This is a genomic window from Kitasatospora sp. NPDC093806 (assembly GCF_040683335.1).
In the GTDB taxonomy this organism is placed as follows: Bacteria; Actinomycetota; Actinomycetes; order Streptomycetales; family Streptomycetaceae; genus Kitasatospora.
Window position 1 is genome coordinate 38,419 of the sequence record NZ_JBFBDO010000042.1, and the last position, 23,004, is coordinate 61,422.

The following is a 23,004-nucleotide window of genomic DNA, read 5'->3' on the forward strand; positions in this document are numbered from 1 at the left end:
GCCCAGGCCGCACCCGGCCTGGGCCCGCACCTGTGCCTCGGCTGACCCTTCATCCGCTGGTCCATCGGCGAACTCGCCGCTTACCGGTGAGAGGTCCACAGCCGTGTGATCCGCATCGGCCGTGCGGCGCTACGCTGCCGGCTCGCCCACCACGGCGACGCCTTTCAATGCACCAAGACGTGGAAGGAGTCGCCCGACCCCGACCGCGATACCAAGACAGAGGTAAGGGTGTCCACTGGGGCGGCGCAGTGCCCGGGGCCGGGTCGGCAGGAGCGACCTTCCGGTCCGACTGCCGCTGTGAGGAGCGGGTGCCCTCCTTGAAGCTCCGCCCCGTGTTGACGAGACGTATACCGCCCGCTGCTTCGATCGATCGTCACTTGACACCCCGTCTACTGATGAGGCGCTGTGAGATATGAGAAGCGGAATGCTTGACCGTCAACTACGTTCACAGTTAATGAAAGGGTCGCCGATGACGCGATCCTTCCCGGCGCGCATAGCCGTCGTTCTGGTGCTCGCCCTGATCGCCGTGCTCGCGCAGACACTCCCGACGTTCGCACCCCCTGCTTCCGCCGCTATCACAGATGTCACGGTGGCGACGTGGAACATGCAAGGGGGCACGGCGAAATGGTCGAACCCCGACGACCTGCCCCACCTCTTGGACCGGTACCACGTGGTCGCGTTGCAGGAGCATCCCGACACCGTGCCGCCCGGCATGGTGCAGACGGACGTGAAGTTCGTGCGTCCGGGGTTCGACACCGATACACCCGGATGGAACGACGACGCGGACGGCGCGTTCCGCGTCGTCACGTACCAGTGGACCCACCCGCGGAACGGCCGTGTCTACTACGTCTACTACCTGGAAACCCCTCGAAATGGCCGGGCGCTGGTGACGGTCAGTGATCGGGCGGCAGCCGCAGTCGGTGTGCTTCCGGCGGTGGGGGGTGTTGCCAATCCCCGCCCCGCGTTCGGTATCCGCCGCGATGACGCTTGGTTCTACAACATCCACGCGGACTCCCCAAGAGGCCCGGATGCCCCTGGCCTGGTTCAGGCCGTTGCGAACAAGTATCCAGGTCCGGCGGCCTCGTGGACGGTGATGGGCGATTTCAACCGGGAGCCCGACACACTTCCGCTGGGGCTTGGCGGGCCGGGGACTCAGATCATCGACTCCGGACTCCCGACGTACGAGGTACCGAACCCTGAGTCGGAATACGACTACATGGTCGCCCACGGGCTGCAAGCCGGCCATCAGTACGCGGCGCGCCGCCTCACGTATATGGAGAGCTCCGATCACTACCCCGTCTCCTTCGCCGTCGACCCGCGCGGTCGGGGTCAGGTCTGCAACCGACCAGGTCCCCCGGTCCCCGTGCTGGCGCCAGTCGTACCCAGGTCGGGGGCGGCCTCCGCGGCCGGGGCCCGCCCCCCCCGGGGCGGCCGGCGCGGGGGGGGGCGCCCCCCCCCCCCCCGCCGCCCCCCCCCCCCCCCCCCGCCCCCCCCCCACCGCCGGGTCCACGTCTGCGGTGGGCTGTGCTCCGACGAGACCGGCGGCCATCGTCTCGCTGGGCGACAGCTACATCTCCGGTGAGGGCGGCCGCTGGGCCGGGAACGCGTTGACGGGACCGGAGGGGGATGTCTGGGGGACCGACCGGCGGTCGCGGTGTCAGGCGGGGAAGGACTGTGTGTACGACGCGACGTCCTACGACTTCAACGGGAACCGGTGCGATCGTTCGGACGTGGCGCCGATCAAGGGGATGGAGTACGCGGACGTCCCGCCGGAGCGGCGCTTCAACCTCGCCTGCTCCGGGGCGACGACCAAGAACATCCTCTCCGACGGGTTCAAGGGGGAGAAGCCACAGGTCGAGCAACTGGCCGACCTCGCCGCCGTCTACGACATCCGTCTGGTCGTGGTGTCCATCGGCGGCAACGACCTGGACTTCAGCGGCATCGTCGCGAACTGCGGGGTGGCCTACTTCGTCGCCGACAGTACCCTGAAACAGCCCTGCTCCCGGGCCAAGGAGGACGAGTTCGCGGGCAGGCTCAACACCGTCCGGGCCGAGATCGTCAAGACGCTGACCGCGGTCCGAGCCACGATGCTCCAGGCCCGGCAGTCGAACTACGAGCTGGTGCTCCAGTCCTACCCGAACGTGCTTCCCGGCAAGAACGCGCTGCGTTACGGCGAGGGTCAGACCTCGGAAGGCGGGACGGTCGACCGGAGCCGCTATGTGACGGGCGGGTGCCCGTTCCTCAAGGTCGACGCGGACTGGGCCCACACCTCCGTCGTGCCCCGGATCAGCGAGATGCTGCGGCAGGCGGCCGGGATGACCTGGGCACGCTTCCTGGACGTGCAGAACGCGTTCGCCGGCCACGAGCTGTGCGCCGACACCGCGCAGCAGGCGACGAGCGCGAACGGCAACGGCGCCCCACTGCCGGCGGACAAGGCCGAGTGGGTGCGCTGGGTCCCCTACCTGCCGGGCTGGGAGAAGTGGGCGACCATGCGGCAGGGCGACGCCCAGGAGGCCATCCACCCCAACGCGTTCGGGCAGCAGGCGTTGTCGCGGTGCCTGACCGAGTTCGGGAGGGCGGTGTCCGGCTCCAAGGAGTACATCTTCACCTGCGCCGGCTCGGGTGACGGCATGGCCGTCACCCCCGATGCCTCCGCGAGGCGCGAAGGCATCGTCATCCTGCGCAACACCCGCACGGACGAGGTGCTGGACGACGAGGGGAAGGCCTCCGGCAGCTACCTCCTCACCAACCCCTACCTCGGGAAGCCCAGCCAGCGGTGGCTGCTCCACAACGTGGGCTCGAAGATCTCGTTGCAGTCGCAGCGCAACGGCGGCTTCCTGGACCGGGGCCGCGCCAGCACCTGGACGTACCTGGCCGACGCCGAAGCCGGCTGGACCGTGGTCCCGACGGACGACGGCAAGGTCAGACTGACCATCGGCGACTCCGCCAAGTGCCTGACGCAGGACCCGGGGCGGGATACCTCGGAGGGGAAGTGGGTCAGCGTCTTCGGCTGCTCCGAGGACCGTATGAAGGACATGCAGACCTGGAAGATCGAGTACCAGGAGGGCATCGTCTTCACCCCCGCCGATGGTGACACCGCCGCCACGAACCCGCGCGAGGGCCAGCAGATGGAGCTGCGTTCGGGTACCGGTATGGCCGTGGACCTCAGCGGCGGCGACACCACTGCGGGGACGAGCGTCCAGGCCCGGGAGCCCACCGGCGGTCCGGCCCAGCGCTGGGTGACGCGCTCGCTGGGCGGCGGCAGCTGGCGCCTCGCGGCCGCGACGGCCCCGGGCATGGTCGTCGACCACGACCCCGGGCCGCACACCACCCACCTGGTCGAGGTCCAGGAGGGCAACGCCAACCAGGTGTGGCAGGCGAAGGGCACCGGCACCGGCTGGTACACCCTGGTCAGCGCAGCCGACGGCGGCTGCCTGACCGCCGGGGCCGCGGGCGCGGCACTCGTCGTCGCCGCCTGTGCCGCCGACAGCAAGGCCCAGCAGTGGAAGTTCCTGGACGCCGGGACCGGCACCGAGACCGGCACGATCCGCGGGCTGGGCGACAAGTGCGTGGAGCCGCGCGGCGGCACCCGGGACGACCGGACGCCGGTGCGGCTGGCGGACTGCGCCGGGTCCGACGGCCAGGCGTGGACGGTGGCGGCGGACGGGTCGCTGCAGTCGCTGGCCAAGTGCCTGGACGTCGACGGCGGGCGCACCGGCAACGGCACACCCGTCCAGCTGTACACGTGCAACGCGAGCCCCGCGCAGCGCTGGATCTACACCGCGCGCCAGGAGTTGAAGAACCCCAACTCGGGCAGGTGCCTGACCGTCCCCGGCTCCGACACCACCCGGCAGCTGGAGATCTCGGACTGCGCCGCCAGCCCCGCCCAGCAGTGGCGGCTGGCCGCCCGCCCGGTGGGCACGCCCGGCGGCAGCGACGCGGGCGACCCGTTCGACGCCGCCCCGGACGACCGCGGCGGCAAGCCGACCGCCGCGGGCGACTGCCGCCCTGAGGGCATGACGCCCACCGCGGGCGTCTCGGCCCGCTACTGCGACGTGTACGACGGCGCGGGCCGCGAGTGGGTCGGCAACGGCCGCACCCGGCGCGTGGTGGGCTACTTCACCGGATGGCGGGCGGGCGCCGACGGCGACCCGAAGTACCTGGTGTCGAACATCCCCTGGTCGAAGGTCAGCCACGTCAACTACGCCTTCGCCAAGGTCCAGGACAACCGGATCAGCATCGGCGACCCGAACGATCCGGCGAACCCCGCGACCGGGATGACCTGGCCGGGCGAGAAGAACGCCATGGACCCGTCGCTCCCGTACAAGGGGCACTTCAACCTGCTGAACACCTACAAGAAGAAGCACCCGGCGGTGAAGACACTGATCTCGGTCGGCGGCTGGGCCGACACCCGCAACTTCCACACGATGACCACCAACGCCGACGGATCGGTGAACCAGCCCGGCATCGACGCCTTCGCCGACTCCGTCACCGCCTTCCTGGACCGGTACGGGTTCAACGGCGTCGACATCGACTACGAGTACCCGACCGCGCTGCCCGACACCGGCAACCCGCTGGACTGGGACGTCTCCAACCCGCGCCGCAAGGGCCTCCAGCAGGGCTACAACGCGCTGATGAAGACCCTGCGCGAGCGCCTCGACCGAGCGGGCGCGGACAAGGGCCGCTACTACCTGCTGACTTCGGCGGGCTCCGCCTCCGGCTACCTGGTGCGCGGGCTCGACGCCGGGCAGGCCCTCCAGTACCAGGACTACGTCAACGTCATGAGCTACGACCTGCACGGCTCCTGGAACAAGTTCGTTGGGCCGCAGGCCCCGCTCTACGACGACGGGCGGGACAACGAGCTGGCGGACGCCGGGATCTACGACGACCAGGCCCCCAACACCAAGGACTTCCAGAAGACCGGCTACTTCAACACCGACTGGGCCTACCACTACTACCGCGGCGCCCTGCCGGCCGGCCGGATCAACCTCGGCATCCCGTACTACTCGCGCGGCTGGCGTGACGTCCGGGGCGGTACCGACGGGCTGTGGGGGACGGCCGCGATGCCGGACCAGTCGCAGTGCCCGCTCGGCACCGGCGGCCGCGGCCCCGCCAACGCGCAGTCCTGCGGGCTGGGCGCGGTCGGCATCGACAACGTCTGGCACGACCTGGAGAACGGCCGCGAGGTCGGCGCCGGGTCCAACCCGCTGTGGCACACCAGGAACCTCCAGGACGGCCGCACCCCCGGCTACCTCCGCTCCTACGGGGTGGACACCAACCTGCCGTCCGGGCAGCTGACCGGCGGCTACGCCGAGAAGTACTCCGACGCCCTGCAGGCGTCCTGGCTGTGGAACGACAGCAAGAAGGTGTTCCTCTCCACCGAGAACGAGAAGTCGATCGACGCCAAGGCGAAGTACATCGTGGACAAGGGCATCGGGGGCGCGATGATCTGGGAGCTCGCCGGCGACTACGCCCGACGGCCCGGCGGGGAGTGGGGGATGGGCTACGACCTGACCACCCGCCTGGACGACGCGCTCAAGGGCGCCGGCGCCGCCGGCAACACCAAGGCGGGCGGGCGGCCCCAGCCGGCGGAGGTGATCGACGTCAAGGCGGAACTGGTGGAATTCCCCACCGGGAAGGACGACTTCTACCCCGTCCAGCCGAAGCTGCGGATCACCAACGACAGCGGGGTCACCCTCGCCCAGGGCACCGAGATCACGTTCGACCTGCCCACCTCGACGCCGCCGGTGGTCAAGGACAACGACTACAAGCCGCTGAAGGGCCTCGTCCCCGGTCACACCGGCCCCAACGCGGGCGGGCTGAAGGGGGACTTCCACCGGTTGACCATCACCCTCGGCTACTGCGAGGACCTGGCGCCGGGCAAGTCCCGGGACATCGACCTGAAGTACTACCTGCCGGTCACCGGACCGTCCAACGTCACCTTCCGGATCGGCGGGCGCGAGTTCGGCTCGACCGGGGACCGGCGCCGCGACGTCCGGACCGTCACCCCGCCCGCCCCGGGTGAGGGCAGTTCCTGCCAGGCCCCCGACTGGCGGCCGGGCCAGGTCTACCGGCCCGACGGCGGACGGCTGTGGCGGATGTACGACAAGGGCGACAAGGGCTGGCAGTTCGAGTACGGCGACAGCCCGGCCGGGAAGCCCATGATGATCGACAACTACCCCGACCAGTCCCGGGCGCACCTGGTGGAGGCGATGGAGCAGAACCCCAACCAGTACTGGCGCGTCCAGCCGGCGGGCGGCGGGCTCTACACGGTCGGCAGCGGCGGCCGGTGTCTGACCGCGACCGCCGCCCGGCAGGACCTCGCCTCGCTCCCGTGCGACGGGCGGAACGAGCAGAAGTGGAAGCTCGTCCCGATCGCCGACAACGGCAGCGAGGGGGCACCGGGCGCACCGAGGCACAACGGCCTGTTCAAGCTGCGCTCCGCCGGCGGCAACGACATCGAGGTCGCCGGCGGCGCCACCACCCGGGGGACCCACCTGCTCACGGGCGACCCGGCCGCCTCGACGGCCGCGTTCGTGAAGTACCAGGGCTTCTACTGGTACGCGCAGTGGTACACCACGGTCGCCCCCGGGACGGCGGAGGCCAACGGCGGCCGGCCGTGGAAGAAGCTCAGCCCGGCTCCGTGACCCCGTGACCCACAGCCGTGCGGTGCCGGCCCGGCTCTCCCACCAGGGGGAGCCGGGCCGGTGTCTTCCTACGTCTTTGGTCGGTCCTCCGCCGTCAGGATCGCCAGCAGGCCGGGGAAGCGCTGCTCCAGGTCGGCGCGGCGGAGGCTGGCCATCCGGCTGTTGCCCCGGTGGACCTGGCGGATCAGCCCGGCCTCGCGCAGCGTGCGGAAGTGGTAGGTGACGGTCGCCTTGCCGACCGGCAGCGCGAAGGAACTGCAGGTCCGCGCGTCGTCGGCGGGCCCCAGCGCCAGCTCCCGCACGACGCGCCGCCGCAGTGGATCGGCGAGTGCGGACAGGACCTTGCCGAGTTCGATCTCCGCCGTGTCCGGGTGCCCCTCGTCGTCGGGCATCACCACCACCTCCTCCTAGGTACGACTTGCATCGTACCTCTGGGGTGGCCTAGCGTGCCGTAGGTACGAAAAGTCTCATACCTCTGGAAGGACATCCCCGTGGACCAGCCGTTCACCCTCGTCGGGACCGCCCGCCCCAAGCCCGAACGCGTCGACGACCTGCGGCAGTTGCTGCTGTCCTTCGTCGAACCGACCCGCCGGGAGCCCGGCTGTCTGGAGTACCACTTCCACGAGGACCATGGCGCTCCGGGCGTCTTCGTCTTCTACGAGGTCTGGCGCAGCGAGGCGGACCTGGAGGCCCACCTCGCCCTGCCGCACCTGCGCGACTTCTGGGAGCGCCGGATGGAGTACCTGGAGCAGGATCTGGAGATCCGCCGGCTCATCATGCACAGCCCCTACCGGGAGCGGTCCACCGACTGATTAGGGTGGTGAGGTGGATCATCGTTCCGAGCAGGGGGGTTGGCGCGGTATGGGTGGCGCGGTCACGGCGGTCAGCAGCAACGGGGAGTATGCGTTCACCAAGCCGAACCGGGCGAGCATCACGCTGCTCGCGGGGCTCGGGGTCGAGGGGGACGTGCATGCCGGGGTGACGGTCCGGCACCGGTCGCGGGTGGCGCAGGATCCGACGCAGCCGAACCTGCGGCAGGTCCACCTCATCCACGAGGAGTTGTTCGCGGAGGTGGGGGAGCAGGGCTTCGCGGTGGCGCCCGGGGAGTTGGGCGAGAACATCACCACCGGCGGTGTCGACCTGCTGGGGCTGCCGGTGGGCGCGTTGCTGCGGATCGGTGCCGAGGCGGTGGTGGAGGTCACCGGGCTGCGCAACCCGTGCCGGCAGATCGACGCCTTCCGGGACGGGCTGCTGAAGCAGGTGGTCGGGCGGGACGGGGCGGGCAACATCGTCCGCAAGGCCGGGATCATGGGCGTGGTGCGGACGGGTGGTGTGGTGCGCCCCGGCGACGCGATCGAGGTGGAGCTGCCGGACGGGCCGCACCGTCCGCTGGACCGGGTCTGACTGTCGGGCGGTCGGGCCGTCGTGGGGCCGCGGTCAGGCCGGGTTCAGGTAGCGGCCGAGGTGGGCGGCGGCGTCGAGCATGGCGAGGCCGTGGGCGGTGAGCCGGGCCTGCCAGTCGGTGAGCGCGGCGGTGAGGGCGGTGGTGCCGCCGGCGGTCCGGACCTGCTCGACGACGGTGGCGATGGCGTCCAGCCGGTAGCCGCCGCGGCGCAGCAGGTGGGCGAGTTCGGCGTCGCGGACGTCGTCGGCGCGGAAGACCCGGTACCCGGTCGCGGGGTCGCGGGCGGGGGCGAGGATGCCGGCGGCCTCCCAGGTGCGCAGGGTGGCCGGGGTCAGGCCGAGCCGGTGCGCGAGTTCCCCGATGCTCCGGGGGAGGACGCCGGCGGCCGGGGGTGGTGACCCGGCGTCCCGCAGGTGGTCCAGGGCGCTGCGGACCGCGGCGAGGGTCTCCCGGTCGCGGAGCAGCCGCCCGTGCCCGTGGTCGATGGCGGTCAGGGCGTCGTCGAGCCGCCCGTCGTGGACCGCGTTCATGATCTCCCCGGCGGTGGCGTGCCCGTACGCCCGGACGTGGGCGAGGAAGGTGCGCAGGGCCGCCGCGTGCACGGCGGTGTAGATCCGGTACCCGGTGGGTGTGCGTTCGGCGGGCGGGAGGAAGCCGTCCCGCTCGTAGTTGCGGACCGCCTGCGGGGAGAGCCCGTGCTCCCGCGCGAGGTCGGCCGGCCGCAGCCTGGTCGCCACCGGTTCATCGGCCACTCTGTCAGCCACTTTGAGACTTTTCTCCCTGATCCCGGGGCCGAGACTCGAAAAGTCTCAAACGGTCTTTCAAGGATACGCTTGAGCCTCATGACTCAGGACAGCAGAGACCTCGTGCCCTCCTCATGCGGACTGGTGGCGTTCGGTGAGCCGACCCACCGGGAGCCGGCCTTCGGGTGGGTGCGCAACGACCTGTTCGCCCGGCTGGTCGAGCGCGGCTTCCGGTCGATCGCCCTGGAGACCGACCGGGTGGCGGCGCTGGCCGTCGACGACTACGTGCGGGAGGGCGTGGGGTCGCTCGACGAGGTGATGCGGACGGGCTTCTCGCACGAGTTCGGGGAACTGGACGCCAACCGAGGGCTGGTCGCCTGGCTGCGCGCACACAACCGGGACCGGCCGCCGGCCGAGCGGGTCGCGTTCCACGGCTTCGACGCCCCGACCGAGTGGGACCGCGCGCCCGCCCCGCGCCCGTACCTCGAACACGTCCGCGACTACCTGGGGCTCGACCTGGACCTCGCGGGCCCGGCCGGGGACGACGAGCGGTGGAGCCGCACCGAGGCGGTGCTGGACGCGGCGGAGTCCCCGGGCGCGACGGCCGGGGCGGACCGGCTGCGGGCGCTCGCCGACGACCTGGACGGCCTGCTGCACGCCCGCGCGCCGGAGCGGATCGAGTCGGCCGCCTCGCGGGCGCGCTGGCTCCGGGCGAGGACGCATCTGACGGCGGGGATCGGGCTGCTCCGCTACCACCGGCAGGCCGCCCGCCCGTTGGAGCTGCCCGCCCGGATCGCCGGACTGCTGGCGGTCCGGGACGAGCTCATGGCCCGGAACCTGCTCGACATCAGGAGCGTGGAGGCCGCGCGCGGCGGGACCCTGGTCTTCGCCCACAACGGCCACCTCCAACGCAACCCGACCGTCTGGACGATGGGGGAGCAGGACGTGACCTGGTACGGCGCCGGCCGGATCCTGGCCGCCCTGGCGACGGGCGGCGAGGAGTACCTGTTCGTGGCCGGGAGTCTCGGACGCAGCAACGCCGTCGGGCTCACCGACCCCGCCCCGGACACCTACGAGGGCTTCCTGCAGAGTCGCGACGCGGACGCGGACCCCGGCTGGTCCCTGACGGCGGCTTCGGACGTCCCCCGGAGCGGCGTCCGCACCGACACCACCCCCGAGCAGGGCTACTTCCCGCTCGACGAGGCGACGGTGGCCGGCGCGGACCTGATCCTGCACATCCGCGACGGCGGGGCCGTCGAACGGGGGCGAACTTCCCGTCAGGTAGGTTAGCCTTACCTAAATTGCCCTGACCTGACCAAGGTGAGAGGAGACGGCCCTGACCAGCACCGCCGCCCCCGCGCGCTTCCTGCTCTTCCCGCTCCACGTCCTGCGGACCAGCCGGATCACCCCGCACATGGCCCGCGTCACCCTCGGCGGCACCGGCCTCGCCGGCTTCGTCAACGGCGGCCTCGACCAGCGGATCAAACTCCTCCTCCCGCTGCCGGGACAGACCGAACCGCTCGTCCCGGACGGCGAGGAGGACTTCACCTGGTACCAGAACTGGCGGGCCATGGACCCCGCCGTCCGCCCGGTGCTGCGCACCTACACCGTCCGCGCGCAGCGCCGCGACCCGGACGAGCTCGACATCGACATCGCCGTCCACGGCGACCACGGCCCCGGCTCCCGCTGGGCGATGACGGCCGCCCCCGGCGACCGGGTGACGGTCTGCGGCCCGGCGATCGAGGAGGCCGGCGGCGTCGAGTTCCACCCGCCGGCCGGCGCGGACTGGGTGCTGCTGGCGGGCGACGAATCCGCCCTGCCCGCCATCGCCGCGATCCTCGACGAACTGCCCGCCGGCCTGCCCGTCCGGGTGTTCGCCGAGGTCGACGGCCCGGGCGAGCACGGCTACCTGCCCGCCGACCGCCCCGCGACCACGATCAGCTGGCTGCACCGGGGCGACCCGCGGGCCCTCGCCCTCCCCGAGGCCGTCCGCGCGGCGGTCCTGCCGTCGGGCACGCCGTACGCCTGGATCGCCGGCGAGTCCGCCGCCGTCCGGGCCCTCCGCCGCCACCTCGTCGGCGAACGCGGCTTCGACCGCCGGGCCGTCTGTTTCATGGGCTACTGGCGGGCCGGTCACACCGAGGACCAGCGCGCCGACGAACCGGCGGAGTCGGAGCAGGAGTAGGGACAGGAACAGGAGCCGGACCAGGACTGACGGCCGGGCCCGACCTACCGGCGCGGCGGGTCGACCCTGGTGTGGAGCGGGGCGAGGAGGCCGTTGAGGAGCTCGGCACCCTCGGCCGTGTCCAGCGGGACGGGCTCGGGGCCGGCCGGCTTGACGAGGGCGCCGGCGCCGTCCCGCTCGTAGAGGATGCACGCCGGGCTCCCCAGGTCCCGCTTGGACGGCCACTTCAGGCCCTGCGCCCACGGCGCCTGGCCGCGGATCCAGGCCGCCCAGCGGCGGCTGCGCGGGTACTCGTCGGGCGTGCAGTGGATCAGCCACTCGTCCTGGTGGACGGCGGCGAGCTGGTCCGGCGTCAGCAGGCCGACGAGCGGGATGTCGCAGGTGGTCTCGATCCGCGACAGCACCCGGCCGCGCACGGCCGCCCGCCGGATCCGTCGCCAGCCCCCGTCGTCGAACGGCAGGCTGCGGACCAGCGTCTCCAGCACGGCCGTCCGCTCCGAGAACCCGGCGTACAGGTAGGGCAGTCGCTCGCCGTCGCCCTCGTAGGAGCAGAACCGGCCGCCCTGGTAGTGGTCGTCGGCGGGGTTCGGGTTGAACGCGGTGGCCGGGTAGGCGGCGGAGTACACCCGGTACAGCACGGTGCCGGCGGGCAGCAGTTCGCGGTGCGGGGTGGCGCGCACGGTCGGGGCGGGGACCTTCACGTCGGGCATGCGGTCACCACTCCGCGATCTCGGCGCGGGCGGCGGCGAGCAGCGAGCGCTCGCCGGGGGTGCCCAGCAGGCGGGCGGGGACGGCGTTCAGCCAGGCGTTGGCGCCGAGCCACCAGTCGGCGACGCCCCACGGGTCGTCGTCGGCGTCGAGCAGCCGGTTGACGGCCACGACGAGGGGCAGCGGACGGCCGGAGGCGCCGTCGAACTGGAACGACGGCAGGCGGACGGTGCCCTGGCGGTCGGTCAGCCGGATGAGGTCGGGGTCGGCGGGGTCGTGGCCGTCGGCCCGGTAGTCGGCGGCGGTGACGTGGTCGGCGTCGAGCAGCCAGTCGTCGGCGTCGGCGGGCGGCGTCACGGGCGGGTCGGATGCCTGAACGGCAGCGGGCACGACGAGGGCCCGCATCCGCCGTGCCAGGTCGTCCGGGGAGATCCGCGCGGCGGCCGAGCCGCGCGAGTAGCGGACCGAGTCGTCGAGGGCGGCCCGGATCGGGTGCCCCTCGGGGACGGCGGTGTTCACCAGGCGGGCGATCCTGCGCGCGGTCCGCTCCGGGTCGGCGCCGGGCGCGTCGAGCAGCTCCTGGATCCGGGCCCGGGTGGGCTCGTCGAGGTACTGCTGCACCTCGTCCCACTGCTCCCACAGGATGCCGAGCAGATCGGCCAACGCCATCGTCCGTCACCCCCCCTGCCTCGGTCGCCTCGGTCCGTACCGTCCGGCCGTGGGTCAATGTAGCGTGCCGGGGCGCGCCGTGGGTGGTGATCCCGGATTCGCAAAGGTGGAACGCCTGCCGGTGATCTGCGGCATGATGGGTGCTCAGCAGCACCTCGGGGGCGGTTCCGGTTTCGCGCGCGGTCGTCGTGCCGCGCGCTCATCGCACGCGGTCGGCCGGTCGGCACGGCCCGCACCGGCCCGGTGGCGCGCGTGAGGTGTACCGGACCGGTGCCGTAACTCCCGGTCGGTCGGCGCCCCACGTCACGACTCGCGCTCGGAAGGCGGCCGGTGAGCAGTTCCGCGGGATACGGGTGGACCTATGTCGACCAGGAGGCCGAGCGCCGTCGGCGGCTGCGCGCCCAGTTGGCCGCCGAGGCCCAGCGGGCCGAGAACCTGCGGCGGGCCGAGGAGCGGCGGGCCGAGCTGCGCGCCCGGCTCGGGGAGTTGAACGAGCAGGCCCAGGAGTTGCGCGGCGAGGCGAAGCAGCTGCGCCGCTCGTACCGGACGACCCGGGTCGCGGTGGAGACGGTCACCGTCTCCGCCGGGGCGGACGAGGCGGAGCTGGCGCGGGCGGTGGAGCGGGCGAAGGCGGCGAACGCGCGTGCGGCCGGCGAGCTGGCGGAGGCGGTGAAGGACGTCTGGTCGGCGGTGCTGCCGGAGGCGGTGGTCGAACCGGAACGTCCGCGTCCGGCGCGTACGGACGTGCGCGCTGCGGCCGCCCAGGCCGCCGACCGGGCCCGGCAGGTCGCCGAGGCCGCCGAGGCGGAGCGGGTCGAACGGACCGAACGGGTCCGCTCCGGCGCGCTCGCCGAGGCGCAGGCCGTGCTCGACCGCGACGTGCCCCGCTGCGACCCGGCCGACCTCGAACGGGTGGCGGGGCTGGTGCGCGCGCTGAAGGCGGCCGGCTCCGTGTCCGAGGTGCGGACGACGCTCACCGACCTGGCCGCGCTGGTCCAGCACTCGGTCCAGCGCCGCGCCCGCGCGGAGGAGCGGGCCGAACTGCGGGCCGCGCTGTCCGAACTCGCCCGCGAGGCGGAGCCGGCCGAGCGGGACCGGCTGCTCGCCGACCTCGCCGCCGCCGAGGACCCGGCCTACCTGCGGCCCGCCGTGGAGGCGGCGGTGGCCCGGGCGGACGCGCGCCGCAACCGGGCGCCGGTGGCGGCGGCGCTCGCCGAGGCGCTGCGCGAGCGGGACTACCTGGTGGGCGAGGACTTCGAGGACCTGCTCGCCGAGGAGGGCGAGGTGGTGGTGCCGTTCGGCGACCCGGAGCCCGGCCGGGGCGCGGTGGACGGCGCGGCGGACGGTGCGGCGGACGGCAGGGCCGACGGCGAACCGCCGGCCGCCGGGTACGGGCTCCGCCTGGTGCTCGCGCCGGACCGGGCCACGCTGTCCACCGCCGTCGTCCGGCGCACCGACGGCGCGGACGTCGCCGGGAGCGGGGAGGGCGACGAGGACGGCGTCGAGGAGCGGGACGAACTGGTCCAGCAGTGGTTCTGCGAGGAGCAGCTGCCCGCCATCGAGGACGACGTCCGGCAGCAGGGCGTCCGGCTGGAGCGGACCGCCACGATGGCGCCCGGCATGCTGGCCGCCGGCCTCGTCCCGGGCGACGCGTGGCCGCAACCGCCCGGCGCCGCGACCCCGCGCCGCCGCAAGAACCGGCGCGGCAGCGGCACGACCGCCGCCGCCAGGCAGCAGCAGGAGCGCCGACGTGAGCGATGAGCAACCGCAGCAGCCTGGGCGGCCCAAGCAGTCCGAGCAACCGGAGCAGCCGCAGCAGCCGAACATGTCCAAGGACGGCCCGGCCCAGCAGCCGGCCGCCGGTGGTGACGACGACAACCCCACCCCCACCACGCCCAGTTGGATCCGCGAACTGGACATGGCGCTCACCGTCTACCCGCAGGTGCTGCTCACCGGCAACGTCCGCGACCAGTACCTGCTGCCCGACGACCACGCCGCCGGCACCAGCACCACCGTGGCGCCGTACACCCTCGGCGGGGTGATCGAGTCGCTGTGCGTGGCGCGCGGCTACGGCTCGCTGGCCTTCTACGACCAGGTGAACGACCGGATCGCCCTGCTGCGGCTGAGCGCGACGATCGAGCAGATCCCGCAGGTGATCCGGGAGTTCGCCGAGCGCGACGAGCGCTGGCGCCGGGGCGGCGAGGGCGGTTCCGGATCGGGTTCCGGCGGCGGCTCCGGCGGCGGTTCCGGCTCCGGTTCCGGCGGTGACGCGGACGAGGACGAGTCGGACATGCTGGACCGGCTGCGCGACGCGATGGTCGGCGTGGTCCGCCACCCCGGCCCGCCGATCGGCCTGGTCATCCCGTACGCCGGCCGGCTCGGCTCGCCGCAGGCCCCGGTCGCCGGGGAGGCGGCCCGACTGTTCGCCGCCGCGGAGGAGTTGGGCCACACCGCCCGCCCGGTGCACGGGGCGAGCGCCGTGACGCCGTACAACACGGTGTTCTGGGTGGTGGAGCGGCAGGAGGAGCTGCCGGGGGAGTTCGCGGTCGGCAGCCGCGCGGTGCGGGTGATCAACGTGCCGCAGCCGCCACACGACCAGCGGCTGGCCGCCGCCCGGCACGTCGTCGGCGGCCTGGCCCGCTACCAGGCGGCGACCGGAGGGCCGGCCATCGACCGGGCCGAGACCGCGGCGGCGGCCAAGGCGCTCGCCGACTCCTCGCACGGCATGGGCAGTTCGGAGGTGATGGCGATCGGCCGGATGGCCCTGGACCGGAACCTGCCGGTCCAGCGGCTGGACGAGGCGGCCCGCCTCTACCGGATCGGCGTGCTGGACAACCCGTGGGCGACCGCCGCGCTGCGTGAACGGATCGCGACCGGCGAGGACTTCCTCAACGGCAAGGTGATCGGGCAGCCGCACGCCGTCCGCCGCACCCTGGAGATCTTCATGCGCTCGGCGGCCGGGCTGAACGGCGCGCAGGCGTCCAGCTCGCCCAGCCGCCCGCGCGGCACCCTCTTCCTCTCCGGCCCGACCGGCGTCGGGAAGACCGAACTCGCCAAGGGCGTCGCCGAGATGATCCTCGGCAAGGACGCCCGGCCGATCCGCTTCGACATGAGCGAGTTCGCCGAGGAGCACGCCCGGGACCGGCTGATCGGCGCCCCGCCCGGCTTCGTCGGCCACGACGCGGGCGGCGAACTCACCAACGCGGTGCGGGCCAACCCGATGAGCGTGCTGCTCTTCGACGAGATCGACAAGGCCAACCCGCGGCTGTTCGACCTCTTCCTGCAGATCCTGGAGGACGGCCGGCTGACCGACGGCCGCGGCGCCACCGTCTACTTCACCGAGTGCGTGCTGATCTTCACCTCCAACCTCGGCGTCACCGCCACCGTGAAGGGCGACCCGCCGAAGGCCGCCCGCGCGGAGCCGGAGGACGCCGCCGGAGCGACGGCGGCCGGGCCGGCGGTCGAGCAGGCCACCGAACCCACCCAGGAGGCCCCGCGCGAGAGCCGCCGCCAACTCACTCGCCACGACGATCCGGTGATCGTCCGTCAGGCCCTGCGCGAGGCCTTCGACCTGTTCTTCAACGACCAGATCAAGCGGCCCGAGCTGCGCAACCGGTTCGGCGACAACTTCATCCCGATGGACTTCATGCAGGACAAGTGGGTGCCGCAGATCCTGGACAAGGCCATCGCCTCGGTGGCGGGCCGGCTCCTGGACGTCCACGGCGCCGTGCTGACGCTCTCCGACGACGCCTGGGAGGTGCTGCGGGTCGAGGCGACCCGCCGGCTCGACCACGGCGGCCGCGGCGTGCTGACCGCCGTCGAGTCGGCCCTGGTCAACCCGCTGGCCAAGGAGGTCTTCCGGACCCCGCCCCGGCGCGGCGAGCGGATCGAGGTGCTGTCGGTGGAGGGCGACGGGGACGGCGGCGGCTACCGGCTGGAGGTCGAGCGTTGGCCGGGCTGAACGGCGGCGCGGATGCCGCCCGGGTCGCCCAGGTGTACCGGCCGGTGACCTCGCTCGGCCCCGGGCGGCGGCTCGGCGTCTGGTTCCAGGGCTGCCCGCTGGCCTGCCCCGGCTGCATGTCCCGGCACACCTGGGACCCGGCCGGCGGGCGGGAGTTGACGGTCGGGCGGTTCGCCGAGCTCTGGCGGGCGGCGCTCGCCGACGGCATCGACGGCCTCACCGTCAGCGGCGGCGAACCGCTGGCCCAGGCCCCCGCGCTCGCCGCGCTGCTCGCCGCCGCCGACGAGGAACGCCGGCGCGCGGGCTCGGCCGCCGCCCGGGCCGCCGACCTGCTGGTGTACACCGGCTGGGAACCGGAGGAGCTGGCCGCCGACCCGGCGACCGCGTCCGCCCTGGATGGCGCCGACGCGGTGATCACCGGCCGCTACCGGGCCGGACAGCCCACCCGGCTCGCCTGGCGCGGCTCCGCCAACCAGCGGCTCGACCTGCGGACGGCCCTCGGCCGCGAGCGCTACGCGCCCTACCTGGACCACCGGCCCGAGCGGCCGGAACTCCAGGTCCAGGTGACCGAGGGCGAGGTCCGGGTGATCGGCGTGCCGCGTCCCGGGGACCTGGGCCGGATCGAACGCGAGCTGGTCCGGCGCGGTGTGACCCTGCGGGAGACCTCGTGGCGACCGTGATCTACCGCTGCCCGGTGGGCGCCCCGGGGGAGTGCCCGACCTCCCCGACCCGGGGGTACTGCCAGGTGCACGTGTTCGAGCAGCTGGAGCGCTACGACCCGGCCCAGGACGCGCCGCCCGAGACCCCGGCGACGCCGGTCACGCCCGCCGGGCCTGCTGCGTCCGCCGGGCCTGCCGCGCCCGCGGCGGCTTCGCAGGGGCAGCCGCGCGGGCCGCAGGGCCGACCGCAGGCCCGGCGGCCGGCCGGTCAGCCGGCGCAGCAGCCCCAGCAGCAGCCTCAGCAGCCGGCCCGGCAGCCGTCCCGTCAGCCGGTGGTCCGGCTCGCCCTGGTGATCGCCGGGGCCCTGCTGCCGGTTCGCGGTGAGCAGCAGCGCGGCGGCGGCGGGCTGGCCATCGGCCGCGACGAGCCCGACTGCGCCGCGATCCCCGGCCTGGCCGGCCTCGACCAGCTCTCCCGGCACCACGCGCGGCTGCGCTGGATCAACGGCGAGCTGCACGTCGAGGACCTGCGGTCGACCAACGGCACGTTCGTCGACGGCGTGCAGGTCACCGGCCCCACCCGGGTCGGACCGGGGCAGCGGCTGCGGTTCGCGCGGGACATCGACGTCCAGGTGATCGAGATAGACGAGTTCGGCGCTCCCCGGTGAGCGGGGAGCGCGAGAAGGAGAACGGCGCGATGGCCGACACACCGCCGGAACCGAGCCCGCCCACCCGCAAGCAGGGACGCGGACCGGGGAAGGCCCAGGGCACGGGCCAGGCAACGGGTCAGGGCTCGGGGCAGGGCACGGGTCAGGGCTCGGGTCAGGGCTCGGGCGCGGGCCAGGTCCCGAGCCAGGGACCGAGGAAGCCCGGAACGAACGGCGGCGCGACCCCCGCCGCGAGCCCGCCCACCCGGGCGCAGCGCGCCACCGGTTCCGGCGGCAACGGTGGTGCCGCCACTCCCACGCCGGCCCCTGCCGCGAACTCCAGCCCGGCGAAGTCCCGGGCGAAGCTCCGTCTCCAGCGCCCCGGCGCCCCGGCCACCGGCAGTCCGGCCACCGGCGGCGCGAACGCCACGCCCGCGCCTGCCGCGCCTACCACCCCCGCCGGCAGCCCGCCGACCCGCCTCCAGAACCCCCGTGGCCCCGCCACCCCCGCTCGCCCGGATCCCCGCACCCGCCTCCAGCGCCCAGGCCCGGCGACGCCCCCCACCGCCCGTGTCAACGCCGCCACCCCCACGCCCGCCCCCGCCCCCGGCAGCGGCCTCCCCGCCACCTTCCCCACCGCCCTCACCGCCCGCTTCCAACCCCTCGGCGAGGCCGGTTCCGGCAGCGAGGGCACCGTCTGGCACGTCCGCCGCATCGACGGCGCCGGCGCCGTCGGTGACGCGGCCGTGAAGGTCGGCAACCCCGGCGTCGAGGCCGACACCGAACTCCTCGCCCACCTCGGCAGCGACCCGGCCTTCCGCCGCCACGTCCCCGAGATCCTCGGCCACGGCCGGGTCGAACACGCGGGCGTGCTCCGCGACTGGATGGCGATGGAGTACCTCCCCGTCACCCTCGCCGACCACGTCGCCTCGCTGCGCCACCGCGGCCGGCTCGACCGCCCCGGCGAGATCGAGCGGATCATCCGCGAACTGGTCGCCCTGCTGGACTTCTGGCAGAACACCGTCCACCGCAACCCGGTGGACTTCAAACCGGCCAACATCCTGGTCCGCACCCGGGGTTCGGCGAAGCCCCAGTTCGTGGTGGCCGACTTCGGCGGCGTCGCCAAGCTCACCGCCAGCCGCAGCTTCATGGACCTCCAGGTCACGGCCGCCTTCATGGCGCCCGAGCAGCTCATCGGACGCAACCACCAGGCCGGCCCGTGGTGGTCGCTGGGCACCATCCTCTACGAGGTGTTCACCGGTCAGACCCGCTACCGCCGCGCCGACGGCGACCTCGTCAACGACGAGGCGCTGCACGAGCGCCTGCTGATCGACGACGAGGTGGACCTCGCCGCCGTCACCGACCCGCGCCAACGGCTGCTGCTCCAGGGACTGTTCACCAAGGACCCGGCCGACCGCTGGACGGCGCCGCAGGTCCGCGAGTGGCTGAACGGCGGCAGCCCGGACGTGGTGCGCAACCGGGTGGCCCAGCCGTCCGCGCCCGAACCGCCGCCCGCCGCGCCCGCGCACCGTCCGATCGCCTTCCGCGGCGAGGACTTCCACGACCCGGCCGCGCTCGCCGAGGCGCTGCTCGCCCGGTCGGCGGACGCGGCGGCCTGGCTGGTCGGCGGCGCCGCGGGCGGTGGGGCCCGGCGGCTGCGCGACTGGCTGCGCGACGAGGTCAAGGACACCGTCTTCGACCTGCACTACCTCAAGGACGTCGAACGCGGCACCCCCGCCGAGCGCTCCGCGGCCGCCTCCCGCGCGGTGCTGGCGCTCGGCGCGGCGTTCACCCCGGCGGCGGTCCCGCACGTGAGGGACCGTCGGGTGGACGCGGCCGGGCTGGCGCAGCAGGCCGAGGAGCCGGACGCGCTGACCTTCGTCGAGGAACTGGTCGCCGCCGGACTGCCCGCGCTCGCCGCCCGCTTCCACTGCGGACACGAGGGCTGCCCTGAGCAGGCCTGCGCCCGGCTGCTCGCGCTCACCCAGCTGCCCGCCGTGCTCACCGTGGTCGAACGCGAGGCCCGCACGCTCGGTGCCCGCGGCGGCGGTGGCGGGGACGGCCGCCTCTCCGCCGCCGAGCGCAGGACCGCCCGGCGCTGGGCGCTGCTGCTCACCGTCCAGCCGGACGGGCAGCGGCGCGCGGTCGTCCGCCGCCTGGCCGCCCTGCCTGGGCCGCTGCGCGCCCTGCCCGGACCGGCCCAGAAGGCGGCCGCGGTGGTCGCCGACGGGGTCGGGACCGTCACGGCCCGGGTTCGGGGCGGCGGGCGGGAGCAGTTCCGGCGCAACTGGTCGGACCTGCGCCGCCGGGCGCTCACCGCCGCCCCGGACACCGTCGAGGGCCGGGGCCTGCTGGCGTCGGCGGCCGTGCTGCAGGTGCGGAGCGTCCGCGCGGGCGGCGCCCAGCGCGGCCGGAACCGGGGAGCCTGGCGGGCCGGGGCGCGCGCGTGGTGGGGCGGGGCGCAGAGCGCACTGCCCCGGCGCGCGATGGCGGCCGCGCTGATCCTGATCGCCCTCTCCATCACCCTCTGGGCGGGCGCCGTCTGGCGGATCGCCATCGACAGCGGGACGGGCGCGGAGGTCCTGCCCGGCGGCGCGTTCGACGGACCGCTGCGCACCGCCGGCGAGGTCGCCGCCCGGGGCACGGCGGGGCAGTTGGGCGCGGCGCTGGCGGCGGCCGTCGCGGTGGCGGCCTTCCCGGCCCGGGTCGGGCGGCGGATGCTGTTCCTCGCCGTCGCCGCCTCGTTCACCATCGGCTACCTGCACCTCGGGCCGCCGATGACGGTGCTCAAGCCGCCGCAGGCGGTGGTCGACCGGGTGGTCATGTTCGAGGGCGGGCTGGCCAGTTGGGCGGGCGCGGGCTCGGTGGCGGCCGTCGTCCTGGCACTGATGCTCAACAGTCGCACGGTCCGCTGGCTGCTCACCCCGGCCGACGAGGCGGCGCAGCGCGCCCGGGCGGACCGCCTGCGCCTCGCCACCCGCCGCCGCGCCCGCACGGGCGGCGAGGCCAACCGCTGGCGGGAGGGCCGCGACGGCTACCGCGACCGGCTGCTGTTCTGGCTCGGCGGGACGGCCGTCCTGACCCTGCTGCTCTGGGCGGCGGTGGAGGTGCGGGTGGCCGTCGTCACCCGCGACCACCCCGGCCCGGCGGTCTGGGGCACCGGCCAGGCCGGCGCCGCCTACCAGGCCGATTTCCTGCTCCTGCTCGCCTTCCTCGCCCTGCTCAGCGCGACCGCCCTCCCGCAGGCGGCCCGCCGCCTGCTCGCCGGCTCGGCCCTCGGCGCCGTGGCCCTGGGCGCCTGGCCGCCACCGCTCGGCCCCTTCGAGGCCCTGCGCATTCCCGTCCTCGGCGCCTGGTTCCGCCCGTTGGGCGAGCTGTGGGGCCACGCCTCCTTCTGGGCGGCCGTCCTGGTGGTCCTCCCGCTTGCCTGCTACCTGGCGGTCTGGACGCTCCGCCGAATCGCCCCGGATCCGGAGTAGGAGGCCGGACCCCCGCAGTGTGGCCGCCGTCACACGTGCCGTGCTGTCACATCGGATGCCGCTCCGTCGTCCTCATGCCGACCGCGAGAGAAGGGATCCGGAGAAATGAAGACCGTCATCGTGTGCGCCTCCGTGTCGCATGGCAACACGCGTCGGGTCGCCGACGCCATGGCCGAGGTCCTGGGCGGCGCGAAGGTCGTCTCCCCGGAACAGGCCGACCTCGGGGAACTGGCCGCCGCCGACCTGGTGGGATTCGGCTCGGGCGTCCGCTACGGCCGGCTCTACTCCAGCCTGACCGACTTCGCCAAGGCACTCCCCACCGGGCAGGGCCGGGTGTTCGTCTTCGCCACCAGCGGTCTCCCCGAGCCGCCACTGGCACCGGTCACCCGCCCCCTGGCCCGCCTCCTCGAAGCCAAGGGCTACGAGGTGAGCGGCCGCTTCTCCTGCCGGGCCCTCGACACCTGGGCCCCCTTCAAGCTCATCGGCGGCCTCAACAAGCAGCGCCCGAACCCGGACGACCTCGCCGCCGCCCGCACCTTCGCCGAGCGGCTCCGCGCCGACCACTAGCCACGTACCCGGATGCCCGAGCGCGGCGGCGGCAGCCGTCGGCGGCGGCCCGCCAAGCACCCCGGCACCCAGGACGGCCGGTGGTCGCGCGTGGCGCCGGGGCGGGCCGGCGGACCGGCCGAGGTTCAGGCGGGGGGGTGGGGCGTGGAGTCCAGGACCTCTCCGGGCCGGCGTTGCGGGGCGGGCACCGGCCGGGCCTGGTGCTGAGTCAGGCCGTTGTCGCCGCCGATGTCCACGCCGGGCGGAGGCGGGGGGCGGTGGCGGCGGCCTGGTCGAGGCCTGCCCGGTAGGCCGGTTGCCAGGCGCGGCGGTCGCTCGGGTCCGGGCCGAAGGCGAGGATCGAGGCCGCGTCGGGCTCGATGGTGACCACCGTCCGGGCCGCGGCCTCCGCGAGTTCGCGGTCGAGCAACTCGCGGGGGAACAGGTGGGCCTGCGGGTCGATGACGACGAGGAGCCGGGCGTCGGCCGCGAGCCGGGCGTTGGTTGCCGACCGCAGGGAGCCGTCCAGGTAGCGGCGGCCGTCGATGGTGATCGGCGGGTAGATGCCCGGGAAGGCCGTGCCGGCCGCGACGGCCGCCGTCAGCGGTGCGCCGCTCGCCCGGTCGAAGACCCGCTGCTCGCCGGTCCCGGCGTCGGTCGTGGGGATGAGCAGCCGCCGGTCCGGCCACCGGTCCGTGCCGGCCAGGGCGCGCATCCGGTCGAGGTGGGCCTGCTCGGGGCCGGTCTCGGCGAGCAGGGCGATCCGGCCCGCCCGCCGCCAGGCCTCGGCCGGGTCCGAGGCGGCGTCGCGGAGCACGGCGAAGACCTCGCCCAGCCGGCGCCGGTCCACCTGCGGCGGGGTGCCGGGAGAGCCGTCGGGGCGTACGGGGGTGGCGAGCCGCGAGGGGTCCTGACCGGTGGCCAGCACCGCTCCGACGATCGCACCGGTCGAGGTGCCGACGATCAGATCGGCCTCGCCGAGGTCCACCCCGGCCCGGCGCAGCCCGCAGGCCAGTCCGGCCGTCCAGGCCGCGCCGACGGGGCCTCCGGCGCCCAGCGCGAGTGCCCGAACGGGTGCCTGATTGTGTGCCTGATCGAGTGCGTCCATGACTGTCCCCTCCCGTTATTGAAACAGTCGTATCATATATTGACGTCAGCATGATCTTGCGAGGATCCCCGGGCCTTCAGGCCCGGGAGGAATCGCATCCTTGGTGCGGAGGCGCGGAGCGCCGGAGTTCGTTGCGGGAGGTAGCGCGGAGTGCTACCCCGGTCGCTTCTGGTTCTCGATGTACTCCTTGATGATCGACAACGGGGCGCCCCCGCAGGACGCGGCGAAGTACTGGGCGACCAGAAGT

At 74.1% G+C, this 23,004-nt stretch carries 16 protein-coding genes and 1 pseudogene; 12 read left to right on the top strand and 5 right to left on the bottom strand.

Features of this window, described 5'->3' with window-relative positions:
• Nucleotides 1-30 precede the first annotated feature (30 nt).
• Both AB0N76_RS20695 and AB0N76_RS20700 read left to right on the top strand, forming a co-directional pair.
• A pseudogene (locus tag AB0N76_RS20695) lies at nt 31-222 on the top strand (IS630 family transposase); the annotation flags it as partial.
• A 1,454-nt stretch (nt 223-1,676) separates the two neighbouring features.
• Nucleotides 1,677-6,647: a glycosyl hydrolase family 18 protein gene (locus AB0N76_RS20700; protein WP_363558947.1), complete on the top strand. Its 4,971-nt coding sequence runs from the start codon at nt 1,677-1,679 to the stop codon at nt 6,645-6,647.
• Nucleotides 6,648-6,715: 68 nt separating this feature from the next.
• Here the strand turns inward: AB0N76_RS20700 and AB0N76_RS20705 are convergent, their stop codons facing one another.
• Entirely contained in the window at nt 6,716-7,039 is a 324-nt protein-coding gene (locus AB0N76_RS20705) for a helix-turn-helix domain-containing protein (RefSeq protein ID WP_363558948.1), read from the bottom strand.
• 99 nt (nt 7,040-7,138) lie between these two features.
• Here AB0N76_RS20705 and AB0N76_RS20710 point away from each other — a divergent pair, with 99 nt between their 5' ends.
• Nucleotides 7,139-7,459, top strand: coding sequence for a putative quinol monooxygenase (locus tag AB0N76_RS20710; protein WP_363558949.1), 321 nt, complete (start codon nt 7,139-7,141; stop codon nt 7,457-7,459).
• 49 nt (nt 7,460-7,508) lie between these two features.
• Nucleotides 7,509-8,051 (top strand): MOSC domain-containing protein, encoded by a 543-nt coding sequence (locus AB0N76_RS20715; protein WP_363558962.1) that lies wholly within the window; start codon nt 7,509-7,511, stop codon nt 8,049-8,051.
• Between the two features lie 33 nt (nt 8,052-8,084).
• Here the strand turns inward: AB0N76_RS20715 and AB0N76_RS20720 are convergent, their stop codons facing one another.
• Nucleotides 8,085-8,816, bottom strand: coding sequence for a TioE family transcriptional regulator (locus AB0N76_RS20720; protein ID WP_363558950.1), 732 nt, complete (start codon nt 8,814-8,816; stop codon nt 8,085-8,087).
• Nucleotides 8,817-8,894: 78 nt separating this feature from the next.
• Here AB0N76_RS20720 and AB0N76_RS20725 point away from each other — a divergent pair, with 78 nt between their 5' ends.
• Nucleotides 8,895-10,085: an erythromycin esterase family protein gene (locus AB0N76_RS20725; RefSeq protein ID WP_363558951.1), complete on the top strand. Its 1,191-nt coding sequence runs from the start codon at nt 8,895-8,897 to the stop codon at nt 10,083-10,085.
• 97 nt (nt 10,086-10,182) lie between these two features.
• Entirely contained in the window at nt 10,183-10,980 is a 798-nt protein-coding gene (locus tag AB0N76_RS20730) for a siderophore-interacting protein (protein WP_363558963.1), read from the top strand.
• Nucleotides 10,981-11,024: 44 nt separating this feature from the next.
• Here the strand turns inward: AB0N76_RS20730 and AB0N76_RS20735 are convergent, their stop codons facing one another.
• Both AB0N76_RS20735 and AB0N76_RS20740 read right to left on the bottom strand, forming a co-directional pair.
• The gene (locus tag AB0N76_RS20735) at nt 11,025-11,690 is read right to left on the bottom strand and encodes an RES family NAD+ phosphorylase (RefSeq protein WP_363558952.1); all 666 of its coding nucleotides are present in this window, start codon (nt 11,688-11,690) and stop codon (nt 11,025-11,027) included.
• A 4-nt stretch (nt 11,691-11,694) separates the two neighbouring features.
• Nucleotides 11,695-12,357, bottom strand: a complete 663-nt coding sequence (locus AB0N76_RS20740; RefSeq protein ID WP_363558953.1) for a hypothetical protein — start codon at nt 12,355-12,357, stop codon at nt 11,695-11,697.
• A 330-nt stretch (nt 12,358-12,687) separates the two neighbouring features.
• Between AB0N76_RS20740 and AB0N76_RS20745 the strand changes: the two genes are divergently transcribed.
• From AB0N76_RS20745 to AB0N76_RS20770, 6 genes are all read left to right on the top strand, one after another.
• On the top strand, nt 12,688-14,118 hold the full coding sequence (locus tag AB0N76_RS20745) for a hypothetical protein (RefSeq protein ID WP_363558954.1): 1,431 nt from the start codon (nt 12,688-12,690) through the stop codon (nt 14,116-14,118).
• Entirely contained in the window at nt 14,108-16,318 is a 2,211-nt protein-coding gene (locus AB0N76_RS20750; RefSeq protein ID WP_363558955.1) for an AAA family ATPase, read from the top strand. Before AB0N76_RS20745 ends, AB0N76_RS20750 begins: the two co-directional genes overlap by 11 nt.
• The gene (locus AB0N76_RS20755) at nt 16,306-16,998 is read left to right on the top strand and encodes a 4Fe-4S cluster-binding domain-containing protein (protein WP_363558956.1); all 693 of its coding nucleotides are present in this window, start codon (nt 16,306-16,308) and stop codon (nt 16,996-16,998) included. Before AB0N76_RS20750 ends, AB0N76_RS20755 begins: the two co-directional genes overlap by 13 nt.
• The gene (locus AB0N76_RS20760) at nt 16,986-17,645 is read left to right on the top strand and encodes an FHA domain-containing protein (protein ID WP_363558957.1); all 660 of its coding nucleotides are present in this window, start codon (nt 16,986-16,988) and stop codon (nt 17,643-17,645) included. The genes AB0N76_RS20755 and AB0N76_RS20760 overlap by 13 nt, the downstream gene beginning before the upstream one ends.
• A 29-nt stretch (nt 17,646-17,674) precedes the next feature.
• Nucleotides 17,675-21,103: a hypothetical protein gene (locus AB0N76_RS20765; protein ID WP_363558958.1), complete on the top strand. Its 3,429-nt coding sequence runs from the start codon at nt 17,675-17,677 to the stop codon at nt 21,101-21,103.
• 105 nt (nt 21,104-21,208) lie between these two features.
• Nucleotides 21,209-21,670, top strand: a complete 462-nt coding sequence (locus AB0N76_RS20770) for a flavodoxin family protein (protein ID WP_363558959.1) — start codon at nt 21,209-21,211, stop codon at nt 21,668-21,670.
• Nucleotides 21,671-21,878: 208 nt separating this feature from the next.
• Here AB0N76_RS20770 and AB0N76_RS20775 read toward each other — a convergent pair whose 3' ends face one another.
• On the bottom strand, nt 21,879-22,757 hold the full coding sequence (locus tag AB0N76_RS20775) for a patatin-like phospholipase family protein (RefSeq protein WP_363558960.1): 879 nt from the start codon (nt 22,755-22,757) through the stop codon (nt 21,879-21,881).
• Nucleotides 22,758-23,004: the final 247 nt, after the last annotated feature.